Annotated in this window: 14 protein-coding genes; 11 read left to right on the top strand and 3 right to left on the bottom strand. The window is 47.5% G+C overall.

What is annotated here, in order from left to right; genetic code table 11:
- Window positions 1-89 precede the first annotated feature (89 nt).
- The 4 genes from SD53_RS10025 (at window position 90) to rlmB (ending at window position 5,698) form a co-directional block, all read left to right on the top strand.
- A complete protein-coding gene (locus tag SD53_RS10025) occupies window positions 90-1,388 on the top strand; it encodes an adenylosuccinate synthase (RefSeq protein ID WP_046520109.1) in 1,299 nt (432 codons plus the stop codon).
- Window positions 1,389-1,779: 391 nt separating this feature from the next.
- Window positions 1,780-2,397, top strand: coding sequence for a tetratricopeptide repeat protein (locus tag SD53_RS10020; protein WP_046520108.1), 618 nt, complete (start codon window positions 1,780-1,782; stop codon window positions 2,395-2,397).
- 57 nt (window positions 2,398-2,454) lie between these two features.
- On the top strand, window positions 2,455-4,872 hold the full coding sequence (rnr, locus tag SD53_RS10015; RefSeq protein ID WP_046520107.1) for a ribonuclease R: 2,418 nt from the start codon (window positions 2,455-2,457) through the stop codon (window positions 4,870-4,872).
- Window positions 4,873-4,963: 91 nt separating this feature from the next.
- Window positions 4,964-5,698 carry a 23S rRNA (guanosine(2251)-2'-O)-methyltransferase RlmB gene (gene rlmB / locus SD53_RS10010; RefSeq protein WP_046520106.1) on the top strand — a complete coding sequence of 245 codons (735 nt, stop codon included), beginning with the start codon at window positions 4,964-4,966 and terminating at the stop codon, window positions 5,696-5,698.
- Between the two features lie 38 nt (window positions 5,699-5,736).
- Here the strand turns inward: rlmB and SD53_RS10005 are convergent, their stop codons facing one another.
- On the bottom strand, window positions 5,737-7,101 hold the full coding sequence (locus SD53_RS10005; protein ID WP_046520105.1) for a class II fumarate hydratase: 1,365 nt from the start codon (window positions 7,099-7,101) through the stop codon (window positions 5,737-5,739).
- Between the two features lie 232 nt (window positions 7,102-7,333).
- On the opposite strand from SD53_RS10005, the gene rpsF reads away from it, so the two are divergent.
- The 6 genes from rpsF (at window position 7,334) to alr (ending at window position 11,433) form a co-directional block, all read left to right on the top strand.
- Window positions 7,334-7,711, top strand: a complete 378-nt coding sequence (rpsF, locus tag SD53_RS10000; RefSeq protein ID WP_046520104.1) for a 30S ribosomal protein S6 — start codon at window positions 7,334-7,336, stop codon at window positions 7,709-7,711.
- Between the two features lie 7 nt (window positions 7,712-7,718).
- Window positions 7,719-8,024: a primosomal replication protein N gene (gene priB / locus SD53_RS09995; RefSeq protein ID WP_046520103.1), complete on the top strand. Its 306-nt coding sequence runs from the start codon at window positions 7,719-7,721 to the stop codon at window positions 8,022-8,024.
- 10 nt (window positions 8,025-8,034) lie between these two features.
- Window positions 8,035-8,262 carry a 30S ribosomal protein S18 gene (gene rpsR / locus SD53_RS09990; RefSeq protein ID WP_008899548.1) on the top strand — a complete coding sequence of 76 codons (228 nt, stop codon included), beginning with the start codon at window positions 8,035-8,037 and terminating at the stop codon, window positions 8,260-8,262.
- Window positions 8,263-8,301: 39 nt separating this feature from the next.
- Window positions 8,302-8,754: a 50S ribosomal protein L9 gene (gene rplI, locus SD53_RS09985; RefSeq protein ID WP_046520102.1), complete on the top strand. Its 453-nt coding sequence runs from the start codon at window positions 8,302-8,304 to the stop codon at window positions 8,752-8,754.
- Between the two features lie 190 nt (window positions 8,755-8,944).
- Window positions 8,945-10,336, top strand: coding sequence for a replicative DNA helicase (gene dnaB / locus SD53_RS09980; protein WP_046520101.1), 1,392 nt, complete (start codon window positions 8,945-8,947; stop codon window positions 10,334-10,336).
- On the top strand, window positions 10,336-11,433 hold the full coding sequence (gene alr / locus SD53_RS09975) for an alanine racemase (protein WP_046520100.1): 1,098 nt from the start codon (window positions 10,336-10,338) through the stop codon (window positions 11,431-11,433). Before dnaB ends, alr begins: the two co-directional genes overlap by 1 nt.
- 29 nt (window positions 11,434-11,462) lie before the next feature.
- On the opposite strand, the gene SD53_RS09970 is transcribed toward alr, so the two are convergent.
- Complete coding sequence (locus tag SD53_RS09970; RefSeq protein WP_046520099.1) at window positions 11,463-11,927, bottom strand: chemotaxis protein CheX; 465 nt, start codon at window positions 11,925-11,927, stop codon at window positions 11,463-11,465.
- 178 nt (window positions 11,928-12,105) lie between these two features.
- Window positions 12,106-12,555 (bottom strand): transcriptional repressor, encoded by a 450-nt coding sequence (locus tag SD53_RS09965; protein ID WP_046520098.1) that lies wholly within the window; start codon window positions 12,553-12,555, stop codon window positions 12,106-12,108.
- Window positions 12,556-12,854: 299 nt separating this feature from the next.
- On the opposite strand from SD53_RS09965, the gene SD53_RS09960 reads away from it, so the two are divergent.
- Window positions 12,855-13,094, top strand: a 240-nt coding sequence (locus tag SD53_RS09960; protein WP_436197673.1) for a glycosyltransferase family 32 protein, incomplete at its 3' end; no start/stop codon positions are given.

Genomic DNA, 13,094 nt, shown 5'->3' with positions numbered 1-13,094 from the left:
ATATCTGGTTTTTTTTTCTGGATCGCGCTGAACTTTGGTTGTTAATTTGGTAGAATCCCCGCCTAATTTTTCTCCATGATGTAGGAACCATGGCCAAAAACGTTGTCGTGCTCGGCACCCAATGGGGTGACGAAGGAAAAGGTAAAATCGTTGATTTATTAACTGACAAAGCCAGCTATGTGGTGCGCTATCAGGGCGGCCATAACGCAGGTCATACCTTAGTAATTGACGGTGAAAAAACGGTATTGCATTTGATCCCATCAGGCATTTTGCGCTCCAACGTAAAATGTGTGATAGGTAACGGTGTGGTGTTATCCCCTGAAGCTTTATTAAAAGAGATGGCGATGCTGGAACAAAAAGGTGTTCCGGTCAAAGAGCGTCTGTTGTTAAGCGAAGCTTGTCCGTTAATCCTGCCTTTCCATGTGGCGTTGGATAAAGCGCGCGAAGTAGCCCGTGGTGATAAGCCAATTGGTACTACAGGTCGTGGTATTGGCCCAGCCTATGAAGACAAAGTAGCGCGCCGTGGTCTGCGTGTAGGTGATTTGTTTAATCCTGAACTGTTCGCTGAAAAGCTGAAAGTGCTGATGGATTTACACAACTTCACTTTAACTCAGTATTACAAAGTGGATGCGATTGATTTCCAAAGCACCTTAGACAGCGCTTTAGCTATCGCTGAAGTGTTAAAGCCTATGGTGGTAGACGTGACCGATTTACTGGATAAAGCCCGTAAAGCCGGTAAAGAAATCATGTTTGAAGGTGCCCAGGGTACTTTATTAGATATTGACCACGGTACTTACCCTTACGTGACGTCGTCGAATACCACTGCTGGTGGCGTAGCGACCGGCGCAGGTTTTGGCCCACGTTACTTAGACTATGTGTTAGGTATTGTGAAGGCGTACACCACCCGTGTGGGTTCAGGTCCGTTCCCAACAGAACTGAACTGCGAAGTCGGTGAACACTTAGGTGTCAAAGGTCATGAATTTGGCGCCACCACTGGCCGTAAACGTCGTTGTGGTTGGTTTGATGCTGTGGCAGTCAAACGTGCTGTGCAGTTAAACAGTATCTCTGGTTTCTGCTTAACTAAGCTCGACGTTTTAGATGGCTTAAGTGTTGTCAAAATTTGTGTCGGTTATAAAGCCGCTGACGGATCTGTGACTGACGTACCGCCAATGGCGGCCGAAGGTTATGAAGTGGTTACTCCGGTATTTGAAGAAATGCCAGGTTGGACTCAGAGTACTTTTGGGGTACAAAAACTGGAAGACTTGCCAGTGGAAGCCCGTAACTACATCACTCGTCTGGAACAAGTGACAGGTGTACCTATTGATATTATTTCAACAGGCCCGGATCGTATTCAGACCATTACGCTGCGTCATCCATTTGCCGTTTAATCTGCGGTAAATCGAAAAAACGCTGCCTGGTGCAGCGTTTTTTACATTTTACTATCCTGTAAAATGCCTTCCAGGCCAACGCTGGCGCGTTGTTCAAAAAACGGCAGGATAGCCGTTTTGCACAGTTTTAGCTGCCGAAGGCGAACATCATGGATGATGTGAGTGATAAAACGGCAGGATAGCCGTTTTGCACAGTTTTAGCTGCCGAAGGCGAACATCATGGATGATGTGAGTGAAAAAGGTTCCCGACCTTTTTGTTATCCGTGGCAGGAGCTATTTTGCTCTGCGAACTAAACAGGATATGCTGGTGTCAGAACACCGTCTTTTGTGATGGCCTGATTTTTGTATGTTTTTTATCTAAGTGTATAAATATCGATGGCCCGGGGTAACTATGAAGTTTTGTTTTTTTGTCTTAAGTTCAGTGCTTGTGCTGCTTAGTTTTTCTGCCAAAACGCAGGAAGTGGCGGTAGTGCAGCTTTATACTCAGGATGAACTACTGGATTTAATTAAACAAAACACCCATTTACAGCGGGTGCAAAAAGACGAATGCCAACTGGTCAGTGATATTCAGGCCAGAGCCGATGTGATGAAAGTACCGGCTTATCAGTTTTTGTATGGCGATATGCTGGCCTTTGGTGTGTGTGTGAAAAAAGATGTCGAGCGCGGCTGGGATTTAATGCAACAAGCAGCGTCTCAGGGCTTGCCGGAAGCGCTAGAGCAAGTTGGGCGTTATTATCATACCGGCCGTTTTGTACAGCAGGATAATGCAAAAGCTGTGGTTTATCTACGTGAAGCGGCAGGTTTGGGTAATTTAAAAGCACAGATACGCTTTGCTCAAATGTTAATTCAAGGCGACGCCAGTCCTTTGGATATGGAAGATTGTTACCGTTGGCTGCATCACTCTGTGATCGCCGACACTAAAACGCACCAAGAGGTGCAACAGCTATTAGCTCAGCTAGCGACTAAAATGCCGGGTGCTGCGCTAACGAGGGCTAAAAAGCCATTGTAGTGAAAAATTCACCTGCGACTGCTACACTGCAGGCTGAATGAGTAAAAAAGAGAAAACATGACGGTCAAAGATCCGCATCTTGCGCGTGAGCAAGAAAAATATGAAAACCCCATCCCAAGCCGGGAATTTATCCTCGAACACTTAAAGCAGCGGCAACAACCTGCCTACTTTGAAGAGTTGGCCGCTGAATTAAAGCTGACAGACGATGAAGCGCTGTTTGCGCTGAAAAAACGTCTGCGCGCTATGGAGCGTGACGGCCAATTGCTGTTTAACAAAAGCAAACGTTATGGTCTGGTCGACGACCTGGATTTAGTCAAAGGTACTGTGTTAGGGCACCGTGATGGTTTTGGCTTCTTAAAGCTGGAACAAGGGGGCCCGGACTGGTTTATTCCGAATTTTGAAATGAAACGTCTGCTGCATGGCGACGTGGTGCTGGCCTCAAAAAGTGATTTTTCCAGCCGCGACAAAATCGAAGCCCGTATAGTCCGCATTTTAGAAGCCCGCAATGAGCCTATAGTAGGCCGCTACTTTAAAGATTTTGCCTTAGGTGTAGTGGTGCCAGACGACCCTCGTCTGAGCCAGGACATAGTGATACCACCAGGTGAAGAAGGTGCAGCCCGTCACGGTCAGGTGGTGTTGGTTGAAATCAGCCAGCGACCAAGCAAAAGAGTTAATGCGGTAGGTAAAGTGATTGAAGTGCTGGGCGAACATATGGCGCCCGGGATGGAAATCGAAATCGCTATTCGTAACCACCAGATCCCCCATGAGTTTTCTAAAGCTGTTGAGCAGCAAGTGGCAGGTTATGGCACTGAAGTGCCGGAAGAAGCTAAAGCGGGCAGGGTGGATCTGACAGAGCTGGGGTTAATTACCATAGATGGTGAAGATGCTCGAGACTTTGATGATGCGGTGTACTGTGAGCGCAAAGCCGATGGCGGCTGGCATTTATGGGTCGCCATTGCGGATGTCAGCGCTTATGTGCAGCCCGATACGCCGCTGGATAAAGAAGCGCTGGAGCGTGGTAACTCGGTGTATTTCCCCGATCACGTGGTGCCTATGCTGCCTGAGGTGTTATCCAATGGTTTATGTTCACTGAATCCACATACAGATCGGCTGTGTTTTGTTGCTGAAATGCATATCAGCAAACAAGGTAAACTGGATGGTTATCAGTTTTATGAAGCTGTGATGCACTCCAGTGCCCGTCTGACCTATAACAAGGTACACGCCATCTTAGAAGGCGATCCGAAGTTACGTCAGCAGTACGAAGCTAACTTAACTAATATCGACAACCTGTATTCGCTGTACAAACAAATGGCGAAAGTACGGGCTGAGCGGGGCGCTATTGAATTTGAGACGGTTGAAACCCGTTTTATCTTTAACAGCCACCGTAAAATCGAACAAATCGTACCGATTCACCGCAACGAAGCGCATAAGATCATTGAAGAATGTATGATTTTAGCCAACGTGTCGGCCGCTAAGCTGATTGAAAAACATGAAGCTTTTGCGCTGTTTCGTGTGCATGAACGGCCAGATGGCGACCGTTTTGCTAACTTCAGACGGTTTCTGGCGGAATTAGGTATTGAAGCCAATCTACCGCCAGAGCCGACCCCTTTGGATCTGATGCTGACCTTGCAAAAACTGCAGGACAGACCGGATAAAGAGCTGATTGAAACCACTATGCTGCGCTCGATGAAGCAGGCTGTGTATCAGGGCGACAACCTAGGCCACTTTGGTCTGGCATTAGAAGCTTATGCGCACTTTACCTCGCCTATCCGGCGTTATCCGGATCTGGTGTTGCACCGGGCTATTAAAGCCATTTTGCAGACTCAGGGCCAGAAAGTTACGGGCGCTAAAGCCTACACTGAAAAACAAATTCATCCTTTGGGTGAACAATGTTCAATGACAGAACGTCGTGCTGACGATGCCACCCGTGAAGTAGCGGACTGGCTGAAATGTGAGTATATGCAGGATCATATTGGCGACAGCTTTAAAGGTGTGGTCTCTACTGTGACTAACTTTGGCTTGTTTGTCCGGATCACCGACTTGTATATCGAAGGTTTAGTGCATGTCACTTCCTTGCAAAATGACTATTACCACTTTGATACCGAGCGTCAGGTACTGCGTGGTGAGCACAGCAATGTGCAATACCGCATGGGCGACTTAATCGAAGTCAAAGTGCTGGCGGTCAATCTGGAAGCGCGCAAAATTGATTTAGGCATAGTGGGTATGGAAAAACGCACGACGTCGAATCGTAAAATCAGCGCCAGTAAAAAAGCCGCTATGACGCCAGCGGAAGAAAAAGCCTCAATGCGTAAGAAAGGTGCCCGTAAAGCTGGTGTTGAACAAACGCCTCCTCAGAAGGCGGGTAAAAAGCAAGCCGGCAGAAAACCTGCAGCGAAAAAGCCTGCGGGTAGCAAACCCGCAGCAAAAGGTTCTGCTGGTCCACGGCCTGGTAAAGCACCACGTAAGCGTAAGTAGCAAAAGCAATAGGCTGGTGTTTTTGCTACACTAGCGTCAAGTTTAACTGAGCCCGGTACTGCCGGGCTCGGTCATTTTCAAAGAGGTTGCGATGAGCGCAGATTTTGTATTTGGTATTCATGCGGTAAGTGCGTTATTTGAACGGGCGCCGGAAGATGTTCTTGAGCTTTTTATCTTAAAAGACAAAGACGATCAGCGTTTACAGCCTTTGCTGAAATTCGCCCGTGATTTTGGTGTGTCAGTGCAGTACTGCAACCGCAGGGCTTTGGATGAAAAGGTGAATGGTGCGCAGCATCAGGGCGTGGTCGCCAAAGCCCGGGCTCAGCAGTCCGGCAACGAGCAGGATTTAGCCCGTATTGTTTCTGAACAATCTAGTCCTTTCATTCTGATTTTAGATGGCATTACCGACCCACATAATTTAGGGGCTATTTTACGTAGTGCTGATGCCGCCGGAGTGCATGCCGTGGTGGCCGCCAAAGACCGCTCAGTCAAAGTGACCCCAGTGGTGCGTAAAGTGGCCTGTGGTGCGGCAGAAGTAGTACCTTTTATTACAGTCACTAACTTAGCCCGTACTATCCGTGAGTTAAAAGATGCTGGTATTTGGGTGGTAGGCGCTGCAGGTGAAACTGAAACGACCATTTATCAAACCAAACTAAATGGCCCACTGGCCATAGCTATGGGCGCTGAAGGCGATGGTTTACGTCGTCTGACCCGTGAGCTCTGTGATTCACTGATGAAAATTCCGATGTTTGGCTCAGTGTCGAGCTTAAACGTGTCGGTCGCGACAGGTATCTGTTTATTTGAAGCCGTGCGTCAGCGCCAGTAATCTGTTGGGGGGCAGACCTTGCAGACTGCCCCCAGCCTTTAACCCTGACTTAAAAGGGCTGGGTCTAGTAACTTTTCTAATTCTTCTCTGCTATAACTGGTTTGCTCCACTGCCACATCAATCACGGGCCGTTTTTCTTTGTACGCTTGTTTGGCAATATCTGCGGCTTTTAAATACCCAATCAATGGATTCAAAGCTGTTACCAAAATAGGGTTGCGCGACAAGGCCTCGTTTATTTTGTCCTCCTGTACCCTAAATCCCGCTATGGCTTTTTCGCCTAAAGCAGAGCTTGCTGAACTTAACAGCTCCAGGCTTTGTAAGATGTTATGGGCTATCACAGGCAACATCACATTCAGCTCAAAGTTACCGGACTGGCCAGCCACTGTAATAGTGGCATCGTTGCCTATCGCCTGTGCCGCTACCATGGCTACAGCCTCTGGGATCACCGGATTGACTTTGCCAGGCATAATGGACGATCCAGGTTGCAATGCCGGCAGGGCAATTTCGCCTAACCCAGCCAAGGGGCCTGAATTCATCCAGCGTAAGTCATTGGCTATTTTCATCAGGGCTACAGCCAGTACCTTGCTGGCGCTTGATAAAGCCACAATAGCGTCTTGTGAGCCTAAGCTGAAAAAGAAATTAGCACTGGGTTTGAAGTTTAAACCTGTTTGCTGACTGAGCTTCTGACAAAACAAGGCGGCAAAATCAGGGTGAGCATTCACACCAGTACCCACAGCAGTGCCACCTTGAGCCAAGGCCACTACCTGTTGCTGGGCGAACTCCAGTTGCTGCCGGGCATGGGCAATTTGCGCTTGCCAGCCGGATAACACCTGCGCAAAAGTCACAGGCATCGCATCCATTAAATGAGTGCGGCCTGTTTTGACCAGGTGTCCAATCTCCTTTGCTTTAGTGGCTATCACAGCTTCCAACTGAGTCAGCGTCTCCATCAACTGATGATTGGCCAAAGCGGCGCTTAAATGAATAGCGGTTGGAATAACATCATTGCTGCTTTGCCCCAGATTAATATGATCGTTGGGGCTGATATGAAGGCCGGAACTTTTGCTGGCTAAAGTCGCCAGTACTTCGTTCACATTCATATTGGTGCTGGTGCCCGAGCCGGTTTGAAACAGGTCAATAGGGTAGTGCGACATATCTAGTTCAAGCAGTTGTTGCTCGGCTGCAGAAGTGATAGCCGAAGCAATCTCTGGCTGCAGTAGCTTCAGCTCCAGATTGGCGGCTGCTGCCGCTTGTTTGATTCTAAGTACCGCTTTAATAAAGGCCGGAGGCATAGTCAAAGCGCTGATCTGAAAATTATCTAAAGCCCGTTGTGTTTGCGCCTGATACAAGACCTCTGCAGGTAATTGCACTTCACCCATACTGTCGCGTTCTGTTCTGAAACTCATGACCTGACCTCTGCTGCTTTTCTAACCCGGTAGCAAGGTTATGAGGCCGTTTCAGATAAAAAGCAACATCAAGGCTAAATTGCTGCTCTGGCCTGATAAAAATCTGTATTGCTGCTTGTTTTAACAGCAAGAAACCCCTAGAATAGCGCCCCTTCGGCCATCCAGAACGTTCCTTGCCTCTATGCGAGTCTGGCCGAGCTCACCCGAGGCTAACTAACCGTAAGGAGCTACAATGCGTCATTACGAAATCGTGTTTATGGTTCACCCAGATCAAAGTGAACAAGTTCCAGGAATGATCGAGCGTTACACTGGCGCGATCAAAGAAGCTGGTGGTTCAATTCACCGCTTAGAAGACTGGGGCCGTCGTCAATTAGCTTATCCAATCGAAAAGCTGCACAAAGCTCACTATGTTCTGATGAACGTAGAAGCGCCACAGGCAGTAATTGACGAGCTGGAAACTAACTTCCGCTTCAACGACGCTGTATTGCGTAACCTGATCATGCGCACTAACACTGCAGTGACTGAGCCATCACCAATGGCCAAGGTACGTGAAGAACGTCGTGACCGTGCTCCTCGTGATTCAGATGAGCTGGTAGCAAACGACGAGTAATTTGCAGATGGACAATAGCCTGGTCGTGACTGGCACTATCTGCCGTCAGGTCGACCACAGCGAAAGTCCGGCCGGTATTCCTCACAGTTATTTCGTGATTGAGCACCAATCGGTGCAGCAGGAAGCCGGTTTTAACCGTCAGGCTTATGTCAGACTCCAAGTGGTCTGTGCCGGAGTCGGGTTAGCGCAACAAACTCACAATTTGAAACTGGGAAACAAAGTTCGGGTGTCAGGTTTTTTAAACCGCCATCAGAGCCGCAGCGGTCAGTCTAAACTGGTGCTGCATGCCCAACAGATTGAAATATTAAGTTAGGAGAAATTTCATGGCTCGTTATTTCCGTCGCCGTAAATTCTGCCGTTTCTCTGCAGAAGGCGTGATTGAGATCGATTACAAAGATACAGCTACGTTAAAAAATTATGTCACTGAAAGTGGCAAAATTGTCCCAAGCCGTATCACTGGTACCAGCGCTAAGTATCAACGTCAATTAGCCCGCGCTATCAAACGCGCCCGCTACCTGGCCTTGTTACCATACAGCGATTCACACAGCTAAGCAGCGACTGGTTAAACCGTATACAGAGAGGGTATTACAATGGAAATTATTCTGTTGGACAAAGTTGCTAACCTGGGTGGTTTAGGCGACAACGTAACTGTTAAATCTGGTTATGCTCGTAACTTCTTATTCCCACAAGGAAAAGCAGTTCCAGCGACCAAAGCTAACATCGAAAAATTTGAACAGCGTCGCGCTGAGTTAGAAGCCAAACTGGCCGAAACTTTAGCAGCTTCTCAAGCTCGTGCTGAGAAGATCGCTGCTTTAGGTGAAGTGACTTTAGCTTCTAAAGCGGGTGACGAAGGCAAGTTGTTCGGTTCAGTGGGTACACGTGATATCGCTGACGCTATCACTGCTGCAGGTGTTGCAGTAGCGAAAGCTGAAGTGAAGTTACCTAACGGTACTATCCGTGAAACTGGCGAATTCAACATCGCTCTGCAGTTACACGCAGAAGTAACAGCTACTATCAAAGTAGTAGTGGTTGCTGAGGCTTAATCAGCCTTTTGGGCACACAAATTTGTGTGCCCAATCCTTTCCTGTTTGACCTTCAATTCGTATTAAAAATTTTCCGCTTTACTGATTTTTCCACCCCCTGAATCATGCTTTAATGTTAGGCTATCGCTCCCATGCAGAGCTGTACTACCCCAGGTATTAGCCTGTCGCAATTTCTAGAACTTCTGGTGTTATGGACAATAAGCAAAGAGACAAACAAGTTGCTGCGGTAAAAATGCCGCCACATTCCATTGAAGCCGAGCAATCCGTGTTGGGCGGCTTGATGCTGGACAACGAAGCCTGGGACAAAGTCTCAGAAAAAGTGGTCGAGCAGGATTTTTATTTGCGCTCACACCGCTTTATTTTTTCTGCGATGTCTCGTGTGGCAGAGGCCAACCAGCCGATCGATTTAATTACGGTGTCTGAAGATCTGGAACGTAATCAGCAGTTAGCGGACGTTGGTGGTTTTGCTTATTTAGGTGAAATAGCAAAAAACACCCCCAGCGCAGCCAATATTCTGGCCTATGCCGAGATAGTGCGTGAACGCGCTGTAGTGCGGGATATGATAGCGGTAGCGCATGATATTGCCGATGCAGGTTACGATCCACAAGGCCGCAACAGTGCAGAGCTTTTAGATTTTGCTGAAACCAAAGTCTTTAAAATTGCGGAGCAAAGAGCCAATGCCAATGAAGGCCCAGAGCCTATTAACAGCATTTTGTCGAAAACGATCGACAAAATAGACGAGCTGTTTCGTAACCCCAGTTCCGGCGGTTTAACCGGTGTTTCTACAGGTTACGTAGATCTGGATAAAATGACCAACGGCATGCAGCCTTCGGATCTGATCATCGTAGCGGCCCGCCCTTCTATGGGTAAAACCACTTTTGCGATGAACTTGTGTGAACACGCTGCCATTACCAGCGACAAGCCTGTGCTTATTTTCAGTTTAGAGATGCCGTCCGAACAAATTATGATGAGGATGTTGGCGTCTTTAGGTCGTATTGATCAGACCAAAGTGCGGACTGGTCAGCTAGACGATGAAGATTGGGCGCGTTTATCTTCGGCCATCGAGCTGCTGAACAGCAAAGGCAAAATGTATATAGACGACGCTTCTGGTTTAACACCAACCGAAGTGCGTTCCCGTGCCCGTCGTGTGGCGCGTGAGCATGGTGGTCTGAGTATGATCATGGTCGACTACCTGCAGCTAATGACAGTGCCAGGCTTATCGGAAAACCGGACTTTAGAAATTGCCGAAATTTCGCGCTCACTCAAAGCCTTAGCCAAAGAGTTGAAAGTGCCGGTCATAGCGCTGTCGCAGCTTAACCGTAGTCTGGAACAGCGTGCAGACAAGCGCCCGGTGAACTCCGACTTACGTGAATCTGGTTCTATCGAGCAGGATGCCGACTTAATTATGTTTATCTACCGTGACGAGGTGTATCACGATGACAGCCCGGACAAAGGCACCGCAGAAGTCATTATAGGCAAACAGCGGAACGGTCCGATAGGCCGTATTCGCTTGACCTTCCATGGCCGTTATTCACGTTTTGACAACTATGCCGGAACAGCACGTTTTGAGGACGAGTATTAATGAGTCGTCGTCCCCAGGCCCGTATTGATTTAGCGGCCTTATTGCATAATTTACAACAGTTGCGCGCTGCAGCTCCCAACAGCAAAGTGTTGGCAGTACTCAAAGCCAATGCCTATGGTCATGGTTTACTGAACGTGGCGGAACAACTGAAAGATGCCAGTGCTTTTGGTGTGGCCCGTATCGACGAAGCCTTGATGTTACGCGCTGGTGGCATAGTCAAACCTATAGTGCTGCTAGAAGGTTTTTTTCATGCCGACGAATTACCACAGGTGGTGGCCAGTAACTTACAAGTGGTGGTGCATCATCCAAGTCAGGTTGAAGCATTAGTGGCGGCAGAGCTGGATTCGCCCGTCCATGTTTGGCTGAAAATGGACAGTGGTATGCACCGCTTAGGTTTATTACCGGAGCAGTTTCTGCAGGCCTATCAGCAGTTGTGCCAAAGTCCGAATGTGATCCAGCCGATGCGCCTGATGACGCATTTTGCCAGCGCGGATGAACTGGCTGTTGATAGCACCCAGCAGCAAATCGATCTTTTTATGAACACGGTTGCAGGCCTGGCTGGCGAGCTTTGTCTGGCCAATTCTGCAGGCACCCTGGCCTGGCCACAAAGCCATGGCCATTGGATCCGTCCTGGCTTAGCTTTATATGGGGTTTCGCCTATGGAGCAGGGCAGAGCAGAGCACCATCAGTTAAAAGCCGTGATGAGCTTTAGCAGCAGTGTGATTGCCGTGCGTGAGGTAAAAAAGGGCGACAAAGTGGGGTATGGCGGTACCTGGACAGCGCCAGCAGATACCCGTTTAGCTGTAGTAGCAGTAGGTTATGGTGATGGTTACCCGAGAGCGGCCAGTAATGGCTGCCCTGTGCTGATTAAAGGTGAGCGCTATCCCATTGTTGGTCGGGTCTCTATGGATATGACCTCAGTGGATATTGGCAAGGCTGACGTGCAGATTGGTGACGAAGTGCTGTTATGGGGCGCTGATTTACCTGTCGAGGAAATTGCGGAGCATGTACAGACTATTCCTTACGAGTTGCTCTGTAATATTACCAGCAGGGTCGAATTCAGATATATAAATGCAGAACAGCAAAAAGCCGACTGAAAAGTCGGCTTTTGTACATTCAGTCCAGATTACTCGTCGAAGCTGACTTCAATAAATACTTTGCCGAAATCTGAATCGAAAGGCATCAGAATTTTTGCACCCGTAGTTTTATGAGTGATGGTATGGCCTTTACCTGATACCACAACTGGTGTTGCCATACTGAATTCATGACCTTTTTCGCCTAAAATCCGCTTGGCTCCGCCTGTCACCATGTTGGTGATTTCACCCACCATATCTGTGACTTCTTCATTAATCTTATCAGGTCTTTCGCCCAGCATTCTGGCCATGATTTCCAGTGCTAACGACTCTTCAAAAGTGACAGAAAACGACCCTTTGGTGGTGGGGCCTATCATGCCGATCAAACCTGATACTTCACCGCGAGCCTGTTCGTCTTTCTTTAATCGTGGCTGTCCCGGCACAATCTTCGTATTGGCCATGGTACCTAACACATTGACTAACGAAGAGAGAAACGGATTTACATACTCAACATTCATTTAATTAGCCTGTTCGGAGTCTGGACCTGATTACATCGCCAACTTCAAGATTAGGTGGCTATGTTGCATAACACAAGTCTAGCTTATTGTTTTGGTATGAATTTTTCTAAAATATTTACAATTTTATGCTGTTCTGGTCACTAAAATAGCCATTATAACCAAAAGGCGTCAAGCGGATTCAGTCGTTTGACGCTTTTTTCAGACAGCTTTGGCAACTGCCATGAGCTTCCACTGTTTGCCGTTGAATTAAAAAGCCTTTTTCAGAAGCTAGTTTGACAAATTCTTGCTGCAATGGCGATGAATGCAGTTCTTCCACGTGACCACATTGATCACAGATCAGCAGTTGTGCAGGATGATGCTGTTCAAAGTGATGACAGAGTAAAAATGCATTGGTCGATTCAATTTTGTGAATAAAACCCTGCTCGGTCAGAAAATCCAGAGCCCGATAAATAGTGGCAGGTTTTGCCGCCGGCTCACTGGCTTTTAATTGTTCCAGTAATTCATATGCACCAATACCACCGTGAGTATCCGCCAACAAACGAAATACTTTTTCACGAATAGTGGTAAAGCGCGCACCATTCACATCGCAAATATGGCGGGCCCTGGTGACCAAAGATTCAATCGACATAACTTAGCTCACTCTCGTAGCAATGGAGGCAGTTTATCACATAAGTCTGTTCGCTCCAGCTTTTGAGTTGGGATTTCCTGATACAAAACAAGAGTAAATCAACTTGATGCCGACTGGGCCTCTGCTGCACGCACTGTCATTCGCTTATTCTTGCCTGTTAATTTAAGGTTAATAATGTCTTGTTATTCTGAAGCAAAAAAACTAGTATGCCGCGCCGTCCAAGCTCTGTTTGTTACCAAAGAGTTACAAATGATTACAGTCAGCGTTGGGCAGAAGCATAAACTAACGAGCAAAGTCGCATGTTAAATCAGTGTCCTATGGCTAATCCAAAAGTTATTCCAAAAATTATTCATTATGTTTGGGTAGGTACAGCCCCGAAAACAGAGCTGGCTTTGCGTTGTATTGCCAGTTGGAAAAAATTTTTGCCGGACTATGAAATCATTGAATGGAATAATGAGCGTTTTGCTACTTTAAACAACAGGTACGCTAAAGAGGCTTTTGCTGCAAAAAAATGGGCTTTTGTGTCGGATTATTTGCGT

The organism is Rheinheimera mesophila (genome assembly GCF_000986865.1).
GTDB classification, from domain to species: domain Bacteria; phylum Pseudomonadota; class Gammaproteobacteria; order Enterobacterales; family Alteromonadaceae; genus Pararheinheimera; species Pararheinheimera mesophila.
Note: the sequence above shows the minus strand (reverse complement) of the source record. Positions and strands in the feature narration are given on the sequence as shown.

Excerpts from the sequence above, each read along its gene's own strand:
- SD53_RS10025 (WP_046520109.1), top strand. The coding sequence starts at position 90 with ATGGCCAAAAACGTTGTCGTGCTCGGCACCCAATGGGGTGACGAAGGA.
- SD53_RS10020 (WP_046520108.1), top strand. The coding sequence starts at position 1,780 with ATGAAGTTTTGTTTTTTTGTCTTAAGTTCAGTGCTTGTGCTGCTTAGT.
- rnr (WP_046520107.1), top strand. The coding sequence starts at position 2,455 with ATGACGGTCAAAGATCCGCATCTTGCGCGTGAGCAAGAAAAATATGAA.
- rlmB (WP_046520106.1), top strand. The coding sequence starts at position 4,964 with ATGAGCGCAGATTTTGTATTTGGTATTCATGCGGTAAGTGCGTTATTT.
- SD53_RS10005 (WP_046520105.1), bottom strand. The coding sequence starts at position 7,101 with ATGAGTTTCAGAACAGAACGCGACAGTATGGGTGAAGTGCAATTACCT.
- rpsF (WP_046520104.1), top strand. The coding sequence starts at position 7,334 with ATGCGTCATTACGAAATCGTGTTTATGGTTCACCCAGATCAAAGTGAA.
- priB (WP_046520103.1), top strand. The coding sequence starts at position 7,719 with ATGGACAATAGCCTGGTCGTGACTGGCACTATCTGCCGTCAGGTCGAC.
- rpsR (WP_008899548.1), top strand. The coding sequence starts at position 8,035 with ATGGCTCGTTATTTCCGTCGCCGTAAATTCTGCCGTTTCTCTGCAGAA.
- rplI (WP_046520102.1), top strand. The coding sequence starts at position 8,302 with ATGGAAATTATTCTGTTGGACAAAGTTGCTAACCTGGGTGGTTTAGGC.
- dnaB (WP_046520101.1), top strand. The coding sequence starts at position 8,945 with ATGGACAATAAGCAAAGAGACAAACAAGTTGCTGCGGTAAAAATGCCG.
- alr (WP_046520100.1), top strand. The coding sequence starts at position 10,336 with ATGAGTCGTCGTCCCCAGGCCCGTATTGATTTAGCGGCCTTATTGCAT.
- SD53_RS09970 (WP_046520099.1), bottom strand. The coding sequence starts at position 11,927 with ATGAATGTTGAGTATGTAAATCCGTTTCTCTCTTCGTTAGTCAATGTG.
- SD53_RS09965 (WP_046520098.1), bottom strand. The coding sequence starts at position 12,555 with ATGTCGATTGAATCTTTGGTCACCAGGGCCCGCCATATTTGCGATGTG.